The sequence below is a fragment of the Colwellia sp. MB3u-4 genome, from assembly GCF_014077065.1.
GTDB lineage: Bacteria > Pseudomonadota > Gammaproteobacteria > Enterobacterales > Alteromonadaceae > Cognaticolwellia.
Genome location: NZ_JACGVE010000077.1, coordinates 176,855 through 195,852, shown reverse-complemented (window position 1 = coordinate 195,852; position 18,998 = coordinate 176,855). Strand labels below are relative to the sequence as shown.

Annotated in this window: 13 protein-coding genes; 5 read left to right on the top strand and 8 right to left on the bottom strand. The window is 37.7% G+C overall.

What is annotated here, in order from left to right:
* Nucleotides 1-239: 239 nt before the first annotated feature.
* The 6 genes from gmhB to H4J61_RS09045 form a co-directional block, all read right to left on the bottom strand.
* Entirely contained in the window at nt 240-788 is a 549-nt protein-coding gene (gene gmhB / locus H4J61_RS09070) for a D-glycero-beta-D-manno-heptose 1,7-bisphosphate 7-phosphatase (protein ID WP_182184815.1), read from the bottom strand.
* Between the two features lie 128 nt (nt 789-916).
* A complete protein-coding gene (locus tag H4J61_RS09065) occupies nt 917-1,678 on the bottom strand; it encodes an SDR family oxidoreductase (protein WP_182184814.1) in 762 nt (253 codons plus the stop codon).
* A gap of 30 nt (nt 1,679-1,708) precedes the next feature.
* Nucleotides 1,709-2,806, bottom strand: coding sequence for an enoyl-CoA hydratase/isomerase family protein (locus H4J61_RS09060; protein ID WP_182184813.1), 1,098 nt, complete (start codon nt 2,804-2,806; stop codon nt 1,709-1,711).
* Nucleotides 2,807-2,907: 101 nt separating this feature from the next.
* On the bottom strand, nt 2,908-3,918 hold the full coding sequence (locus H4J61_RS09055; protein WP_182184812.1) for an oxidoreductase: 1,011 nt from the start codon (nt 3,916-3,918) through the stop codon (nt 2,908-2,910).
* A 170-nt stretch (nt 3,919-4,088) separates the two neighbouring features.
* Nucleotides 4,089-5,882: an acyl-CoA dehydrogenase C-terminal domain-containing protein gene (locus H4J61_RS09050; RefSeq protein WP_182184811.1), complete on the bottom strand. Its 1,794-nt coding sequence runs from the start codon at nt 5,880-5,882 to the stop codon at nt 4,089-4,091.
* A gap of 41 nt (nt 5,883-5,923) precedes the next feature.
* Nucleotides 5,924-9,319: a methylmalonyl-CoA mutase family protein gene (locus H4J61_RS09045; protein WP_182184810.1), complete on the bottom strand. Its 3,396-nt coding sequence runs from the start codon at nt 9,317-9,319 to the stop codon at nt 5,924-5,926.
* Nucleotides 9,320-9,615: 296 nt separating this feature from the next.
* On the opposite strand from H4J61_RS09045, the gene H4J61_RS09040 reads away from it, so the two are divergent.
* Nucleotides 9,616-10,566 (top strand): AraC family transcriptional regulator, encoded by a 951-nt coding sequence (locus H4J61_RS09040; RefSeq protein ID WP_182184809.1) that lies wholly within the window; start codon nt 9,616-9,618, stop codon nt 10,564-10,566.
* A 738-nt stretch (nt 10,567-11,304) separates the two neighbouring features.
* Here H4J61_RS09040 and H4J61_RS09035 read toward each other — a convergent pair.
* Complete coding sequence (locus tag H4J61_RS09035; RefSeq protein WP_182184808.1) at nt 11,305-13,296, bottom strand: tetratricopeptide repeat protein; 1,992 nt, start codon at nt 13,294-13,296, stop codon at nt 11,305-11,307.
* Nucleotides 13,297-13,579: 283 nt separating this feature from the next.
* Here H4J61_RS09035 and H4J61_RS09030 point away from each other — a divergent pair, with 283 nt between their 5' ends.
* From H4J61_RS09030 to H4J61_RS17925, 4 genes are all read left to right on the top strand, one after another.
* Complete coding sequence (locus H4J61_RS09030) at nt 13,580-15,289, top strand: DUF885 family protein (RefSeq protein WP_182184807.1); 1,710 nt, start codon at nt 13,580-13,582, stop codon at nt 15,287-15,289.
* A 239-nt stretch (nt 15,290-15,528) separates the two neighbouring features.
* Nucleotides 15,529-16,479, top strand: a complete 951-nt coding sequence (locus H4J61_RS09025) for a hypothetical protein (RefSeq protein ID WP_182184806.1) — start codon at nt 15,529-15,531, stop codon at nt 16,477-16,479.
* Between the two features lie 73 nt (nt 16,480-16,552).
* Nucleotides 16,553-17,506 (top strand): PD40 domain-containing protein, encoded by a 954-nt coding sequence (locus H4J61_RS09020; RefSeq protein ID WP_182184805.1) that lies wholly within the window; start codon nt 16,553-16,555, stop codon nt 17,504-17,506.
* A gap of 395 nt (nt 17,507-17,901) precedes the next feature.
* Nucleotides 17,902-18,201, top strand: coding sequence for a 2OG-Fe(II) oxygenase (locus H4J61_RS17925; protein ID WP_259363222.1), 300 nt, complete (start codon nt 17,902-17,904; stop codon nt 18,199-18,201).
* 99 nt (nt 18,202-18,300) lie between these two features.
* Here the strand turns inward: H4J61_RS17925 and H4J61_RS09015 are convergent, their stop codons facing one another.
* Complete coding sequence (locus tag H4J61_RS09015) at nt 18,301-18,981, bottom strand: Fe2+-dependent dioxygenase (RefSeq protein WP_182136403.1); 681 nt, start codon at nt 18,979-18,981, stop codon at nt 18,301-18,303.
* Between the last annotated feature and the right edge of the window lie 17 nt (nt 18,982-18,998).

Genomic DNA, 18,998 nt, shown 5'->3' with positions numbered 1-18,998 from the left:
TTATTTCGTTTTATTTTAAAAGTTTTTTTAACTTTCAAACAACTCGTTTTATCACGTTAAGTTAACCAAATCAGCTTGAACTGAATAAGATAACTTATTAAAACAGCTCTTTGGGGTTACCCCTTGGAACTGGAGCGCATTCTAGAGATTTCTGGCTTCACGTCAACACCTAATTGTTATTAAATTACGAATAAGTGTTCGTTTGCCTTTTAATCATACAATACGATGATTAAACAAACTTATTTTATAAATTTACTGGCTTGCTCAAGGTTATTAACGCGATTTACACCTTCAATCTGTTCTGAAGAAGCCTCATCAGTGTAACGACTATTAACAAGTATTCTGCATTTGATACCAGCATTACTAGCTGCTTGCATATCAGAAACCTTATCACCAATAAAAACACTTTCAGTTAAAGTCAGTGAAAATTCCTGTTGTGCTTGTATGATCATACCGGGCTCTGGCTTACGACAGTTGCATGACATAACAAATTCATTTACACCTTTCGTTGGATGGTGCGGACAATAGTAAACTTTAGCAATAGTTATTGCTTGCTCTGCAAAGGCGTTAACCATCCATTGCGATAATGCTTCAAAGGTGGCTTGATCATAATAACCTCGAGCAATACCGGCTTGGTTAGTGATAACAAATATTTGATAACCTTTAGCTATTGCTAATCGGCAAAGTTCAAAGATGCCGTCAATAAACTCAAAGTCTTCAATTTTGTGTACATAGCCATGGTCGATATTAATGATGCCATCTCTGTCTAGAAAAAGTGCTTTTTTCATTTTACTCTACTTATAGCTGTGTTCGACTATTTACTGATGCTAGGCATCTGTACTTATATAAACGAAAAAGACGAGATAATCTCGTCTTTTTATTTACTTACTGTAATTTCGATAATAGCTTATCAAAATTACATACAAAGGCCGCCATCAATTTCGATAACTCGACCAGTGAAGAATTCATTTTCAAAGATATATTTAACGGTATGGGCTATTTCATCGGCTTCACCTAGGCGCCCTACTGGTTTCATTTTTTCTAAGCGTTCACGCATTTCAGGTTTCATTGCATCTGTCATTGCGGTGTGAATAACACCGGGAGCAATAGCACCAACACGAATGCCATGACGACCAAGCTCTCTTGCCCAGGTAACTGTCATGGCAACTACGCCAGCTTTTGAAGCCGCATAATTGGTTTGGCCCATATTACCACCGCGTGCAATAGAAGACATATTGATAATAACGCCTTTGCGCTTACCTTCTATCATATGAACCGCTGCTTCTCGACCACATAAAAATACACCGGTTAAATTGACATCAATGACCGATTGAAATTGATCCAGTGACATTTTTTTACTCACTACGCCGTCTTTAGCTTTAACAAACATACCATCACGCAATATGCCGGCATTGTTAATCAAGCCATCAATACCATCAAAGTCGCTATTAATTTGACTAAAGGTTTTTTCAACATCAGGTTCATCTGTGACATTGGCGATATAGTATTTTGCACTTGAACCCGCTTCTACAACTAATTTAACCGTTTCTTGTAAAAGCGCTTCATTTAAATCAATTAACGCCAGCTTAGCGCCCTGGGTCGCTAAATTAATTGCCATCGAACGGCCTAGACCTTGTCCACCACCAGTGATCACGATGACTTTATTATTCAAATCCATTATTTTTCCTTTATTTCTATTATATATTATCTAGTTGATTGGGCTAAAAAACCAATCAACTAATTTACTGTCAACATCACTAATATTTGCAAAAGACCAATTTGGATTTTTGTCTTTATCGACTAATAACGCTCTAACACCTTCGCAAGCTTCAGAATATTGGCAACAACGTAAGATTAAATTTAACTCTGAGGCAAAACATTCGCTTAAGCTCAGTGTTTTAGTCGTTTGTAGTTGTCTATATATAATACAAGCACTAAGAGGGCTACCCGCCTGCAATTTGTTTTTTGCTTGAGTCAGCCACTTATTCTCTGTTTTTACATTTAGAATCGCGGTGTGAATATCAACAATGTTATCGAAAGCCAGTAATTTGGCTATGCCCACTTCATTTGCTTTTAACTCAGAGTGCAAGTGATGCTCAAAATCATTAGAAAACCCCAGTAAGGTTTGATCTAGCAATTGATAATTTTTATTATTGTCTTGCCAGTCCACTGTTAATAAATGATCAAAAATATCCTTTTTAGACAAACTATCAATAGTATAATCCGACAAGCCAATATATTTAGCATCTGCGGCATTAAAAACAGCACCTGTGATCCCTAAAAATAGTCCTAGTTCGCCAGGGGTTTTATTTAAAAACCAACTCGATCCTACATCCGGGTATAAGCCTATTGTTATTTCAGGCATGGCCATTAAAGTACGCTCAGTTGTGATGCGATGACTGGCACCCGCAAACAGACCTACTCCGCCGCCCATGACATAACCATCGCCCCAGATCATAATGGGCTTGCTAAAATTGTGAATTAATTGATCAAGGACATATTCTTGGCCAAAAAAGTCATGCGCGAAGCCGGTTTTAATGACTTGATCATCTATGGGTGTCACTAGCTCGTTTAGGTAGTGATAAAGACTAACCACATCGCCCCCGGCACAAAACGCTTTTTCACCCGCGCCTTGTAAAATAACCACAGCGATACTGTCATCTTCTTGCCAAGACGTAAGTTGTTGGGTTAACAGTTTAATCATCGAAAGATTTAATGCATTGAGCGATTTAGGGGCATTAAGTTCTGCTATGGCTATTTTTTTATTATTTGTACTGCTTAACTCTGTAAATATCACATCACTCATTCAGTTTTGTTCCCGTTATTTCACTGGTTAATTTTGTTATTTAGTTTCGCTATATAATTGCACTAGTTAGCTTCATTATTAATAAACTATATAATAAACAATTATAATGTTGCATCAATAGCCACAACGGTTCGGCCGGTAACTGTACCATCGACATAAGCGTCAAATGCGTTAGGTAAGTCTTTAAACTCAATAGTTGTGGGAGAAATTAAAGCCAATTTTGTTGGTTTCAAGTCAGTTGATAACCTTTTCCAGCCTTGGGTACGAACTGATATCGGCATTTCCACTGAATTGATACCCAATATACTCACACCTCTTAAAATAAAGGGCATAACGGTCGAATCCAATTTAATGCCTCCGGCCAAACCAATGGATGCAATATTACCCCACACGCAAGTAGTACGAGTAAGCCAAGATAAAGTATCACCACCTACGTTGTCGATTGCACCGCCCCATTGGGCATTTTCTAAAGGTTTGGTGCCCATTTCAATATCGTTGCGATTAATTAATTGGCTTGCGCCCAATGCTTTTAAATAAGGTTCTTGTTCGACTTTACCGGTAAACGCAATCACTTGATAGCCGATATTCGACAACATATTAATAGCAAAACTACCCACACCGCCTGTTGCCCCTGTTACTATAATGGGGCCACGTTCAGGCACTTGGCCATTGTCTTCCATTCTTTGTATTGCAAGGGCCGCGGTATAACCGGCAGTACCTAAAGCCATGACATCACGTAGGCTCATACCCTGGGGTAAATTAACCACGGAATCCGCTTTAACCCGGGCATACTCGGCGTAACCACCATCATAAAGTTCAGATAATTGTGCCCCACAAACTAGCACTTTATCACCGGTTTGAAAACGCGAGTCTTCAGAGCTAACAACAACACCTGACAAATCAATACCACCAACCAGTGGATAGGTTCTTAAAATACGCCCTTTGCCTGTGGCCGCTAAGGCATCTTTATAGTTAATATCGGAGTAAGCAACTTTAATAACCACTTCACCATCAGTTAAGTCGTTTAAGCTAATTTGCTCAAAACCGCTGGTAATGGTTTTATCGTTTTTATGGATACGAAATGCGGTAAATTTTTCAGGAACTGTTGACATGTTAACCCCCTCTCTATTAGTTATTTTAACGGCTAAGCTGAGAAATTAGACTCAGCCGATAATAAAATAGTATTACCCTGCCTCAACTGACTTTAAACAAGATAGGCAGCAAAAACTAATGCTAAAAGTTTATGCCTTAACTCGCTGTTGTTAATAGCTTAATGACTCTATCAATGATTATAATTAAAGAGATTTTCTGGCATGGCCATCAAGGTTTTACTGCCGGCTTCAATCGCATGAATATGACCGTCAATTCTTGGTAGTAATCGTTCAATGAAAAAACCACCAACATAGAGTTTTGCTTGATAGAAGTCTTGCTCAGATTGATCTAAAGCTTTTTCTGCCATCAAAGCCCACATATAGGCATAACTCACTAGACCAAATGCGGCCAAATAATCAGTAGCTGAGGCACCAACCATATTTTTATCATGCGCTTGCTCGGCAATGATCACCCCAGTAACCGTTTTTAACTTTTCTAAAGCACCGGCCAAAGGTTGCACAAATTCTGCTAGCACTGGTTTATGAACGTTTTTTTCAATGAATAAATTTATTTCAGTGAAATAAACCTCAAGAAATTGACCTTTGTTAGCAACAACCTTACGACCTAGTAGATCAAGCGCCTGAATACCATTGGTGCCTTCATAAATTTGGGCAATGCGCACGTCACGCATCAGTTGCTCTTGGCCCCATTCACGGACATAACCGTGGCCACCAAAAACCATTTGCCCCAAGCTACAACTTTCAAAGGCCATATCGGTCATAAACGCTTTTGCCACTGGCGTTAACAGCGCAACTAACTGCTCGGCTTGTTGTATTTCAATTTGGTCAGCAGAGAATTTAACAATGTCGAGTTGTTTAGCAACATAAGTGGAGAAACAGCGCCCCCCTTCGTTTAACGCCCGCATGGTTAAGAGCATTTTCCTGACATCGGGATGAACGATAAGTGAGTCTGCTTTTTTATTGGCCGACTTTACACCCGTAGCACTGCGACCTTGAATACGTTCAAGGGCATATTCTGCCGCTTGTTGATATGAGGTTTCAGCCGCACCAACCCCTTGAATACCCATACCTAAACGTTCATAGTTCATCATAGTGAACATGTAGTTTAAGCCTTTATTTTGCTCACCAACTAAAAAGCCTTTTGCGCTGTCAAAGTTCATCACACAGGTTGCTGAGCCTTTAATACCCATTTTATGTTCAATTGAACCACAACTAACGGTATTTCTAGCGCCTAAGCTGCCATCATCAAGTAATAAAAATTTAGGCACCACAAACATAGAAATGCCACGAGGGCCTTCCGGCGCGCCAGGTATTTTTGCTAATACTAAATGTATAATATTCTCAGTTAGGTCTTGCTCACCACCGGTAATAAATATTTTAGTGCCCGATAAGGCAAAACTGCCGTCGGCTAACGCTTCGGCTTTTGCGGTCATTATGCCTAAATCGCTACCGGCATGAGGCTCGGTTAAACACATAGTGCCGGCCCACTTACCTGAATACATGTTTTCCAGATAAGTTTGCTTCATGTCTTCACTCGCGTGTGCACTCAGTGCCAAACTCGCGCCAGCGGTTAACATAGGATAAAGCGCAAATGAGATAGAAGCAGACTGAGTCATTTCTTCAACAAACGATTGCAACATTTTTGGCATACCCATACCGCCATGCTCAGGATCGCCACTCAATGCTCCCCAACCACCTTCACAATACATTTGATACGCTTTAGCAAATCCATCAGGCGTTGTTACCTCGCCGTTAGTCCAACTAGCCCCTTGTTCATCACTATTACGATTCAAAGGCGCGATAACACCAGCCGTTAATTTTGCTCCTTCTGATAAAATCGCATCCGCGGTGTCTTGATCAATAAGCTCAGCCACTGCCGGCATGGTTGACCATAATTTTTCAGCATTAAATACTTCATGTAATAAAAACTGCATATCACGCATTGGCGCTTGATAATTACTCATCATTCATACCTATCAGGTTACTTATATAAATTGAACACGTATTACATGTTACGACGATACTGTCCACCCGCTTCAAATAATGAATTAACAATTTGGCCTAATGAACAAACCTTACAAGCATCCATCATCAATTCAAAAATATTATCCTGTTTAATGGCCGCTGTTTGTAAACGCTTAAGTAATACTTGTACTTCTGCGTCATTGGCTTTATTTAAACTAGCTAGCATCTCAATTTGATAATTTTTCTCTTCTTCTGTGGCGCGAATAACTTCTTCAGGCACAACCGTAGGTGATCCTGTTGAACTGAGGAAAGTATTAACGCCAATAATCGGATATTCACCTGAATGTTTTAAGTGTTCATAATACATGCTTTCTTCTTGAATTTTGCCACGTTGGTACATAGTTTCCATTGCGCCAAGTACACCACCACGTTCATTGATGCGATCAAATTCAGTTAGTACTGCTTCTTCGACTAAGTCGGTTAATTCTTCAATAATAAATGCCCCTTGAATTGGGTTTTCATTTTTAGAAAGTCCTAATTCACGGTTAATAATTAATTGAATGGCCATCGCACGACGAACACTGTCTTCAGTTGGCGTGGTAATCGCTTCGTCGTAAGCATTAGTATGCAAAGAGTTACAATTATCGTTTATCGCGTAAAGTGCTTGTAATGTGGTACGAATATCATTGAAATCAATTTCTTGCGCATGCAATGAACGACCTGATGTTTGAATATGGTATTTCAACATTTGTGCACGGGCATTAGCGCCATATTTATTTCTCATCGCTTTTGACCAAATACGACGAGCCACACGGCCAATAACAGCATATTCAGGGTCGATACCATTTGAGAAGAAAAATGATAAGTTAGGACCAAACTCGTTAATATCCATACCACGGCTTAAGTAATATTCTACAAAGGTAAAACCGTTCGCTAAGGTTAAGGCCAACTGAGTGATCGGGTTCGCGCCAGCTTCGGCGATATGGTAGCCAGAAATAGACACTGAATAGAAGTTACGTACACCTTTTTCGATGAAATATTCTTGTACATCACCCATTAAACGCAAAGCAAATTCAGTAGAGAAAATACAGGTGTTTTGCGCTTGATCTTCTTTTAATATATCGGCTTGAACCGTGCCGCGAACTTGCGTTAAGGTTTTCGCTTTTATCGCTTGGTAAACTTCGGGTGGTAAAACTTGATCGCCAGTTACACCTAATAGCATTAAGCCTAAACCGTCGTTGCCATCCGGTAATTCACCTTGATAGCTTGGTCGTTCACAACCTTTGTCTTTGTAAATTTTAGCAATCGTTGCCGCTACTTCTTTTTCTAAACCATTTTCAGTGATAAAACGCTCACATTGTTGATCAATGGCGGTATTTAAGAAAAAGCCTAACAACATGGGCGCAGGACCATTAATGGTCATTGAAACTGAAGTCATGGCATGGGCTAAATCGAAACCAGAATAAAGTTTCTTCGCATCGTCTAAACAACAAATAGAGACACCTGCGTTACCAATTTTTCCGTAAATATCAGGACGAATCGCTGGATCGTTACCATATAAGGTTACTGAATCAAACGCCGTTGATAAACGTTTAGCCGGCATACCTTTAGAAACATAATGAAAACGACGGTTAGTTCGCTCTGGGCCGCCTTCACCGGCAAACATACGTGTAGGGTCTTCGCCTTCACGTTTGAATGGGAATAAACCGGCAGTGTATGGAAATTCACCTGGCACATTCTCTTGTAAATTCCATTTTAAAATATCGCCCCAACCTTGATATTTAGGCATACTAATTTTTGGAATATCACTGCCCGATAATGATTTTGAATGCGTCGCTATCGATAGTTCTTTATCACGGACTTTAAATTTAAATTCAGGGTCTTTATAACGTTGAATTTTAGCAGCCCATTGCTCAAGTAATACTTTGTTTTTAGGATCTAAATCTAGCTCTACATGAGCATATAAGGCTACAAGTTGTGTCACTAAATCAGCAGAAACCTCAGTGTCAGTTTCTTTTGCCGTTTCAATCGCTTGATGAATGCCATAAAGCTTTTGGGCCACTGTTGCTTGCTTTTCAACCCAAGCGTCATAACCGCGGTTACTTTCAGATATTTCAGATAAATAACGAATACGATTACCTGGAATAACGCTACTTTTATTCGCTAAGGTTCCTTCGGTAGAGAGAATATCGCCAACCACTAAGCCAACTTTAGTGTTTAACGCCGTGATCACCGCGTTATATAACTCGGTCATGCCACGGTCGTTAAATTGTGACGCGATAGTGCCGTAAACGGGTACTTCATCATCGCCGGCTTCAAACATGCCACGGTTACGTTTATATTGTTTTTTCACATCACGTAAAGCATCAAGTGCGCCACGTTTATCAAATTTATTTAACGCGATAATGTCAGCAAAATCAAGCATGTCGATTTTTTCTAGTTGTGTTGCCGCGCCGTATTCTGGCGTCATGACATATAAAGAGACATCAGAATGCTCTTCAATTTCGGTATCTGACTGGCCAATACCTGAAGTTTCTAAAATAATTAAATCAAAATCGGTCGCTTTTAAAATATCTAATGTGTCATGAACATACACAGACAAGGCTAAGTTTGATTGACGTGTTGCTAACGATCGCATATAAACACGGTCATTATTCACCGCGTTCATGCGAATACGGTCACCTAATAACGCACCACCCGTTTTACGCTTTGACGGATCAACCGACACAATAGCAATTTTACTGTCACTGCTGGCCATTAAAAAGCGACGAATAAGTTCATCAACTAAAGATGATTTACCTGCACCACCGGTACCGGTAATACCCAATACTGGGGTTTTACTAACGGCGGCAATCTTGCGAATTTTATCAAGGTTACTTTTATTTTCTCCTGGTGCGTTTTCTGCGGCTGAAATCAAACGAGCAATTGCTTGTTTTTTATCTTGCAGTGGCACGTCTTTCTTTAAATTAGCTACGTCGTCTTTTTTAACATTAACGCCAGTTTTAAAATCACAACGTTCTAACATGTCGTCAATCATACCTAACAAGCCCAACGCACGACCGTCATCTGGCGAGTAAATACGGGTAACACCATAATCTTGTAGCATTTTAATTTCGTCAGGTAGTATCACGCCACCGCCGCCGCCAACAATACGAATATGCTCACAACCGCGTTCTTTTAATAGGTCATACATATACTTAAAATATTCGTTATGACCGCCTTGATAAGAGGTCATGGCAATCGCGTTGGCGTCTTCTTGAATAGCGGTATTAACCACTTCTTCAACACTGCGGTCATGACCAAGATGAATAACTTCTGCACCACTTGATTGCAAAATTCGGCGCATAATATTAATAGCGGCGTCGTGACCATCAAACAAAGAGGCCGCGGTAACAATACGGATCTTGTTTTTTAACTGATATCTTGGTGTATTCATCTCATACTCTCTTATGTATCAAAATTTTTTTCACAATGAGTTTTTCACACTCGCTTCAAGCCGTTGCAACGAAAAAACTTGCCATCATGAAACAATAATTATTTTAGTCATCACGACCGACAAAGGGCTAAAGCACTAGTTTTGGTCGTAAAAGTTGATCATGTAAACTTCATAATAAAATTAGACCATACTAAAAATGTAATGAACATTGATTTTATTGTCAATTTGATGGACTATATTGTGATTAGACCAGCTAACATAAACCTTATCATTAACCTTTAGAACCATAGGATAACATGGCAAATATCAAGCTTAATACATCAGCAGACATTCGCTTATTCATCCCGGTTTTTTTATTAAAAAAGTTATCAAAGCATCGCTTAACCGATGGTTTATATCCGGTTTCATTAGGCATCACACAAGCAAATAACAACTATAAATTACAACAAGAGAATAACCATTGCCATACCTTAATTTACTGCTTGTCGGGGGCGGGTAAATTAGCTTACCAAGGCAAAGAGAGAGTTATAGAACGTGGCGATCTTGTTATTATCAATCCTAATGCCGCGTTCACTTTTACCCTTAATAAAACTCACGATTCGGTAAAAATTCACAGTCAAAGTGATAAACAACTGACCAGTCGTGACAGCAAATCAGCTGACAATATTGTCTATTGGATTAATTTTACCGGCACATTAGCACAAGACTTTGCAGAGCGACTGTTAATGAAAATGGACAGTGGCAAAGCACATGTCGGTGTATTGAAAACTATTGTTAGCGACTTTGATCATTTACTGGCATTGGGCGCTCGAGGCTATACCGCGACAAACGTTATTCACGCTGTGCATATTTTGCAACAAGCTTTGAGTTTTCTTGCCCTGCAATTGCGTTTAACGATGTTTAATAATAGCTCAAGTTTTGATTTGGAAGCGGTGGAGGCGCTAATGCGCAACAGTTTACACCAAGAGCTAAGCCTAGATACGCTAGCGCATTATAGCCAGCTATCAAAATTTCACTTTGCAAAAAAATTCAAAGAATTAACCGATAGCTCGCCTATTCAGCATTTTATTAATATGAAAATTCAACATGCCTGTTTACAGCTAGATAATAGCGATATTGCGATTAAAGACATTGCTAGCGACTTAGGCTATAGCGACCCTTATTATTTTTCGCGACTGTTTAAAAAATTAGTGGGTATTTCACCAAAGCAATATCGTGATTCTCGTCATAGTTCATTAGTACCTTAGCGCAGGTATAGTAGCCATTAACTGTCCTGTTGATTAACTACAATTCAAGTAACAAAACACTTTTTTCATCCTACCTTTTTCACCTTAATAATAATGGCTATCCACTTAGCCCAACCGACCACTACATCTTATGTTTACTAGATTTAACCTCTTCGATCACTTATGCCACAAAACGGTCCAAATTATTATGTCAATTATCACCAACATGATACTCACTATTTCCAGAGATAGCAGACATAAGTATTATATTTATATCTCGCTTTCGCCCCCATTGCGCCATAGAAGTATTAAATTACTGTCCATTATTATGGGGCAAGATCAGTGGGAACTTTAAAGACATTGATTAATAAATTATTTGGTTAATTATTCGCCAAAAATTAACCTTTCCGATACAACCTATTTTTCAACCAGATATAATATCTGATCAAAAAAGGGCAATAAAAGTGAAGTCATTACTCTCTTAAACACCCCAAAATGAACATACAATTAGTTGTATGTATATTTAAATTATAAGCTGAATAATCAGCCACGTATAACTAGATACCTAAACAAAATACAGGCTAAACACGCTCGGATACCATATTAATAGTGTGTACACTTTAAGACTGAATTCATAGCGGCAGTTAGTATTATATAGAATCATATTTTTTAGAGAAAAACATATCATTAAAATCTATTTAACGAAAATTGAATTCGTCGTTTTATATGACAATGTTTCAAAAAAATAGATATGACAATTTAAAGAATATTCTTTTGTCCATCATCAATATATTTACTCTTCATGCTTTTCCAATTTTCTAGCTCTACTGTTTTTCCAACAGCCTCCAATAAAGCAAACAAATAATTAAACTTATCTACGGAGGCTTCATCATCAAGCATTACAGCTTGGTAGTGACTAATCTTTTTTGCTATTTCGTATGTATTTTCAACTGGATTTACTAATAATTGTGCTAAGGTTTTTAGCTCGCCAATTTCAGTGTTGTAGATGCCTTTTTTATGGTCATACTGACTAAGTTCTACTTGTTTAATTAGTTGCGGATAGTGCTGCTGAAAAAACAATAACTCTAACAATATGTAAAGTGATTGAGGTGAGTCTGGTGAGATCTCATGAATTGATTGGTAATATTTTTTGGCATTATCAAAATTTTCTTGCTTAATGTTTATTTTGGCCAAGCCAATCATTGCATCAATATTGTCGGGTTCTACCTTAATAATCGACTCATAATCCTGCTGTGCCTGAGCATATAATTCTAGCGCAGAATAAACATCACCTGATAACAACAATGAATTTGTTGAGCTTGGGTGCAAAATTTTCAATAGTTCAATATTTGCTAAGACTTTTTTAAACTTTCTGCTTTTAATTTGAATTTTGGCAAGTCCAATTAATCCAGCAACATTTTCAGGGGAGAGTAACAAGGCTTGTTTAAAATATTTGAGTGCCATTTTATCGTCTTGTTGCAGCAAACTACTGTTTGCTAATTCAACATAGCCCCTAAAATTGTTTGGATAGAGATCGATTGCCTTATTCGCCAAGGATATTGCCTTTGTCATGGAGCTGTCTGTTTCCTCCCCTAAACTTATTCCACTATTTATAACAGCGGCATAACCAGAAATAATATCCAGACAGTTAGGTGATAACTCATAAGCGCGCTTTATTAAAGTTTGTGCATTGAGGTTAGCTCTTTTGGAATTACGCCTTTGATAATCCATTGCCTGAAGGTAAAAATCGTATGCTTTTGGGTTAACTAGGCTGGGATCTGTTCGGTATTTAACTGGTTGTATATTATTAGGAAACAAATGGGCTTTAATCCCTTGTGCTATATCAAATTTTAAGAAATAGAGTTCGCTTGTTGATACATGATAATTTTGCGCCCACAAAATTTCATTAGTATTAGTTGATAACAATTGAATATCGACATTAAAGCCACTTTCAATACGCTCAATCTTACCTGTTAGTATGTTATCAACTTGTAGTTTTCGCCCCATCTCTTGGTTAGTTAATGAAATTAGTTGTGGTTGGGGGGACTTGTTATAAGTAACAACCTGAAAACCACTGACTTCCGCTAAGGAACTTGATATTTCAGCACTAAAGCTATTAGCTAGGTAGTCATCAGTAGTGTTGGCATAACTGCTTGAAATAAATGGAGCTACTGTGATCGATTTTCGTTGTTTATCTACAGGTAATGATTGCTTTACTTGCGCTTTTTCTGTTTGAGTAGTCCGTTGCAATAGTGTACTACTCAAACCCAAAATAACAACTAAAGCCGTCAGTATTTTAAAGCCATTTTTCTTGATAATATTTACAGGCTTGGATGCTTTTTCGATTGCAGTATTTTTCTCTCTAACTTTGTTATCTTTAACTAGTTCATTTTCTTGTGAAATTATCACTTCTTCAGCAAAGCGATATCCTACTCCTCTAACCAAAGCGATACTTTTTGACTCGCCTCCCTGCTCCTTAAGTGCTTGACGTAATAATTTCACACGCTGATTTAACGTTGAGTTTTGTACCTGAACTTTCCCCCATATAGATTGAATTAATTCATCTTGAGTTCTAGTTTTTGGCCAATGCATCATCAAATCTACCAGTAATTGGTAGGATAAATTAGGGAGCACCAAGGGTTTACCTTGAAAATAAACCTGTTGATTTATTATACTTATAGATAAGTCGCCTGACTTTAATATTCGTCTACTTACATCGATAACGTCATGTAACTCGTTGTTATTATTCAATCTTCATAAACCTTTATAAATCTTTTTTATAGCTTCAAGCAATATCATTAAGCCCAAAACATAATAACATAAAATCATACATGATTAGCGCAACTAAATGCACTAGTTAGTCTATATAAATTGTCTGATGATACCTTTAATTCTAGAAAAAGGACCATAGTAACTATGAAAAAAACAATCCTATTAATATTTACATCAACTATTTTATTACAAGCATATTCAGCAACAGCTTTTAATCAAACAGCTACTAACTAGCCTTGAACAGCAGTCAACATCAATAAAAGTGTCCCGTACCGATAGTGGAAAACTTATTTCATTAACCGATAATTACTTAGAAGAAACACTACCAAGAGCGCCATTAAATGCGATGTTTTACGGTGACAACAGGTTTAATAATTTATGGCCCAATAATTTAACGGCTAGCTTTATTGCCGAAAATAAAGCAATAGAACAAAAATATTTGACTGCATTAAGCAACCTTGGTGACTTAAAACTGAGTGAACAAGATGAATATACCTACCAGATATTTAAAGAAAAATTGCTGAGTAATATTAAAGGAAGTCATTTCCCAAACGAGTACCTGCCCCTAAATCAATTTATTTTCAGTCCCCACAACATGTTTATTCAGCTTGGCACAGGCCTTAGTGGGCAACCCTTTAATACAGCCCAAGATTTTGATAATTTTGTGTTAAGGATGGAAGGTTTTGCTATTTGGATGGAACAAGCAATAGTCAACATGCGCGCGGGCATTAAAGCCAATGTTGTATTACCCAGAGCTGTTGTAGAGTCAATGATCCCGCAAATGCAGGCGCAAGTATTTGAATACCCACTACAAAGCAGCATTTTCACTCCTCTGAAAGAGATTGGTGATAATATTTCAGCAGCAGAAAAAGCAAGGCTGACAGTAACTTATGAAGATGTTATCGATAAGAAAGTCACTCCTGCTTTTATTCACATGACAAAATTTTTACAAGTTGAATATCTGCCTCACACAAGAGAAAGTATAGGTTATGGTACATTACCAAATGGTAAAAGTTGGTATCAACATGCTATTGAAAGCAACACCACTTTACCGTTAACCGCAGCTGAAATTCACCAAACCGGTTTAGCAGAAGTTAAGCGTATTCATCAGGAAATGCGCGAGGTGATTAAGCAAATTGGCTTCAAAGAAAATTTAACGACTTTTTTTAATTATCTTAAAAATAATAAAAAATTCTATTATGCAACACCAGCTGAGGTATTAAAGGCTTATGAAGAAGTTAAACTAAGAATAACGCCTATGGTGAATGATTATTTCAGTGTTATACCCAAATCAGATTATGTAATACGTTCTTATCCTGAAGCACAAGCTAAATCAGCCCCAGGAGCTTCCTATATCCCAGGAGCCGCCGATGGCTCCCGTCCGGGGGTATTTTTTGCCAATATTTACAATCTTAACGGACAACCTAAATATGGTATAGAAACCTTATCTATTCATGAAGCTGTTCCCGGCCATCATTTTCAATTGAGCTTGCAAAATGAAGTGCAAGGTTTACCTAAAATTCGAACTCAGAACTTCTACACTGTATATGCAGAAGGTTGGGCTCTATATGCTGAAAGCCTAGGAAAAGAGTTGGGTATGTTCACCGACCCATATCAATATTACGGTAAGTTAGATGCTGAATTATTTCGCGCTATGCGCCTCGTTGTTGATACAGGAATTCATGCTAAACAATGGAGTAGACAGCAAGCTATAGATTATATGTTAGATAATTCCACTCTTGCTGAAACAGACATTACGGCAGAGGTCGAACGTTATATGGTTTGGCCTGCTCAAGCTTTAGCTTATAAAACAGGACAACTAAAAATCCAAGCTTTAAGAGAGTATGCCGAAAAGTCTTTAGGTAATAAATTTGATATTAAACATTTTCATAATTTAATATTACTCGATGGCCCCTTGCCCATGCCGCTATTAGAAAAGAAAATAAAAGCTTGGGTAAAAAACATCAGATAAGTTAACCATTCGTCAACTTGTTAGGCGCATCAAAAAGATGTATCAATATGATCTTCTGTAATGCGCTAATATTATGATAGCACCTTCTTAATGGTGACAAAAAGGTACACTAAAAACAAAGTAACTATTTGTTTTTAGTGTATCTTTATAAATCTTCATAATTCTTTTTTGTAACTTCAAGCAATTAATGTTCGTCATCAACATAATCACCAAAAATCATTCATGAATTAGGAATCGACATGCAGTACCTGACCTATATTTTATGTTTACTCATCAGTACTAACGCTTTCGCATCACAAACTAAAAAACCACAGGTAAGCATAAATTTTACCTCTGCCAAACCTACAACCGACGGCGATTTACAAGATCCTTCATTGCAAGCAGAAGCAACAATTGACCAGCTTACTCAAGTCTGGCCGAAGGTTAAATCAGCGAACATTAATAAAAGTAAAATTAAGCTAATGTATAATGACGAATACTTATTAATTGGCGCAGAGTTATTCAATAATCACACACCTATTACCGCAAATACCTTGCAATACAATCAGGACACAACAGGAGATGATAGTTTTACCATACTCGTTGACACTTTCGATAACGAGCAGAATACCTACTGGTTTAGCGTCAATCCAAATAGTGTGAAAAATGATGGATTCATCGTAAACAATAGCAAAAACATACCTGAGTGGAACGGTGTTTGGTACGCAAGTAGTAAAAGAACGGACAAAGAATGGGCCGTTGAAATGGCGATTCCCTTTAAGATGCTGACATTTGATCCTAATGCGGATGCTTGGGGGTTAAACGTCATTCAAAAAATAGGTTTAGACCCCCACGGAAGACCTATTGATATCAATACTGGAGTAAGGTTCAGTGGATACGGTGATCGCTGGCGGCTCGGCCTGTTATCAGTGAACACTGAGAGCATTAATAGTAAAGGTACTCAACAACTAACCGACGCCCGAGGTACTTGGCTAATTAATGAACATATAAAAAGTGGCTTTATGATCACGGATGGTGATCCTAGTACTGACGTTAGTAACCAAACATTTTGCTTAGATTTTAGAGATCATAGGTTTTTAACCAACAAAGCTTTAGAAGTTGGTGCTTGGCTACAAAGCAATAATACAGAAGGCATCAATAAATATGATATGGCCTGGGTTTATCAGCGTTATATCCAAATGACATCATAAACTTGTCTTTATCATTTAAAGAGTTACAAAAAAACTTTAATAGCAAATTATTCAATAATTAACGGACCGCTAAATGAAAACTTTTTTGACATTATTCTTCGTCTATTTACTTGCTCCTAGCGTTTCTGCAAAGCTAGTTTCAAAACTCTCGTCTCAGTTAAATGACTATAATTTAAATATTAGTAGTCAATACAATATAGCTGTTTTCTCTCGTTCAGAAGCACACTTTAAAAATGCGACAATTTGGCAAGTAGCGATAGCTAAAAATGGTAGCTTTAAAACGGCACATAAACTTACTTTGGGGCCTAAACAGTATCGCTATTCAGATCCTATGTTAAGTCCTGATGGACAAACACTCCTCTTCATTTCGGATATGCCCTTAGCTTCTGAGTACAAACGAGATGATTACAATATCTGGCAAGCATCATGGAGTTTGGGACAATGGACAAACATTCATCCATTATCAAGCGTCAATTCAGAGGCCGATGAACTTAGCCCTGAAATACATAATGGCTCATTATATTTTTCCTCAACAAGAAGTGGAAAATTATCTCTTTATCAGATAGATATAGTAAATAAATCAAGTAAAGTTACGCCATATAAAGCTATTCAACACAAAAGATTATCACAAAGCGATCTAACCTTTTCACCTGACGGTAATATTGCGTTGTATTGGCAATTAAGTGAAGACAGAAAGGATAGTATATTAATGATGCAGCAGCGTACTTCAGAAGGATGGGGATTACCTAAAATGATGCATAATCGAGTTCAGTCAATTGCGTTTGAATTTACCCCACAGTTTTCGCCTGATGGTCAATGGCTTTATATTAGTAGTGCTAGAAAAACTGATGATTATCAGCATTTAAATATTCATAAATTTCCAACAAAAGAAATATTTCCACACGCTTGGTATAAAAACAATCTCGGCAAGGTAGAACTTGATGTTTTAGCTAACAGAAAACAGATAAAAAGTATCAAAACCTTCGAATACGACCTAAATATTAAGCAAGGAAATAGTCTAAATTAGAGTGAAGGATAAGGCGTTATATGTCCCATAGCGTATTAGAAGTATGAGTTTTATGTCAGTTATATGATCCGAAAGTTAACCCTTCATATCAGCTACTGCTTATGTCGTCTTTGGCACCAACAAGACCTAAATGACAAAAGAAAGGGGCACAACATGTAGTGGTTAGTCGGGCTAAGTCGATAGCCCTTTTAATAATAGCTAACTTTTTATTTAGATACGCTAGAGGATTAGCCAACCAGCAACTATTTTAATGACTAAGTAAAGTCGCAACAGGTTTACCGCTTGTGATTGGCTTAGATCAACCCAATATCCATCTGTATTGAGCTGGTGTCTTAAGCAAGTGTCTTGAGTATATTGTCGATAATGATGACTAGGCGTAAAATAATGGAGTGGCTATGATCGCTAAAGTAAAAAACAGAGCAATTTTCAGTAGTCAAATTTTTTCTATTAATTATGTCACTTACCCAACTAACCATAGTGTAATGACACACAGTGATCCCGTGCAATCAGGGCGTTATTATAAGCTTAATTTTGTCATACGAACTCCTAAAGTAGGTGGGGTATTTAAGTGTTCACACTGTATTATAAATTTATTTAACCGGGTTTATTTATTTCGCCCAGACAAGTATGAGCATAGTGTCTCTAAAATTGAGTCGGGTAAACGTGTGCTATTGAGTTTTGCGCTGAATGTTTAGTTGAGCAGCACTTTGTGATGTTCAACTTTTTCGTGATTTTTACTTAACTTTTTCTTAATTTTTTCTTAACTAGAAAAAGCTAACCGAGTCAAGTCATGACTATAGCTGGGCAAAGTTTCGAATTAAGTTATGGTAAACATTATGTAAACTGTCTAGTTCTGTGCGGGAGGTTTTATTCTCTGTGATCAGGTTTTGTATACTTTGATCTAGTTGATACAAATTTTGACGCAGACTAACATCCGCTATCATGCTTTGCATCCATGTAATTGCGGCGACTCGCTGACCTTGAGTAACTGCCGTGACTTTATGTAAGCTACTTGAGGGATAAACCACAGCATAACCGGCCGGCAGCTTAATTGACTGATGACCAAATTCAGTAGAGATAATTAACTCCCCTCCTTCATACTCCTCAGGCTCACTTAAAAATGTGGTCATTGACATATCACTACGTAAAACCTCTGTGGTACCAGGAATTCTCATGATTGCCGCATCGACGTGATAACCATACTCTTGCGTATCACTGTAACGATTAAAACAGGGTGGAAATATTTTATGTGGTAAAGCGGCTGAAACCAATTTAGGTGTTTCACCGATGCGCGACAATAGCTGGTTAGCTAATTGACGCACATGGGTATTATTGGCATCAGCTTGATTGTTATTTTTAACCGAAGCCGCCATGCCCATCGCGGTGTTTTTACCGTCGCCCCAAATGTCGTTAGTGAGCTGTTGACGATAAGCATTAACTTCTTCTTTGGATAATATTTTTTCAATAACAATCATTACTTTTACTTTACCTT

Coding starts and splice junctions, on each gene's coding strand:
- H4J61_RS09025 (WP_182184806.1), top strand. CDS start 15,529: ATGCAGTACCTGACCTATATTTTATGTTTACTCATCAGTACTAACGCT.
- H4J61_RS09045 (WP_182184810.1), bottom strand. CDS start 9,319: ATGAATACACCAAGATATCAGTTAAAAAACAAGATCCGTATTGTTACC.
- H4J61_RS09065 (WP_182184814.1), bottom strand. CDS start 1,678: ATGGATTTGAATAATAAAGTCATCGTGATCACTGGTGGTGGACAAGGT.
- H4J61_RS09020 (WP_182184805.1), top strand. CDS start 16,553: ATGAAAACTTTTTTGACATTATTCTTCGTCTATTTACTTGCTCCTAGC.
- H4J61_RS09040 (WP_182184809.1), top strand. CDS start 9,616: ATGGCAAATATCAAGCTTAATACATCAGCAGACATTCGCTTATTCATC.
- H4J61_RS09055 (WP_182184812.1), bottom strand. CDS start 3,918: ATGTCAACAGTTCCTGAAAAATTTACCGCATTTCGTATCCATAAAAAC.
- gmhB (WP_182184815.1), bottom strand. CDS start 788: ATGAAAAAAGCACTTTTTCTAGACAGAGATGGCATCATTAATATCGAC.
- H4J61_RS09050 (WP_182184811.1), bottom strand. CDS start 5,882: ATGAGTAATTATCAAGCGCCAATGCGTGATATGCAGTTTTTATTACAT.
- H4J61_RS17925 (WP_259363222.1), top strand. CDS start 17,902: ATGATCGCTAAAGTAAAAAACAGAGCAATTTTCAGTAGTCAAATTTTT.
- H4J61_RS09015 (WP_182136403.1), bottom strand. CDS start 18,981: ATGATTGTTATTGAAAAAATATTATCCAAAGAAGAAGTTAATGCTTAT.
- H4J61_RS09060 (WP_182184813.1), bottom strand. CDS start 2,806: ATGAGTGATGTGATATTTACAGAGTTAAGCAGTACAAATAATAAAAAA.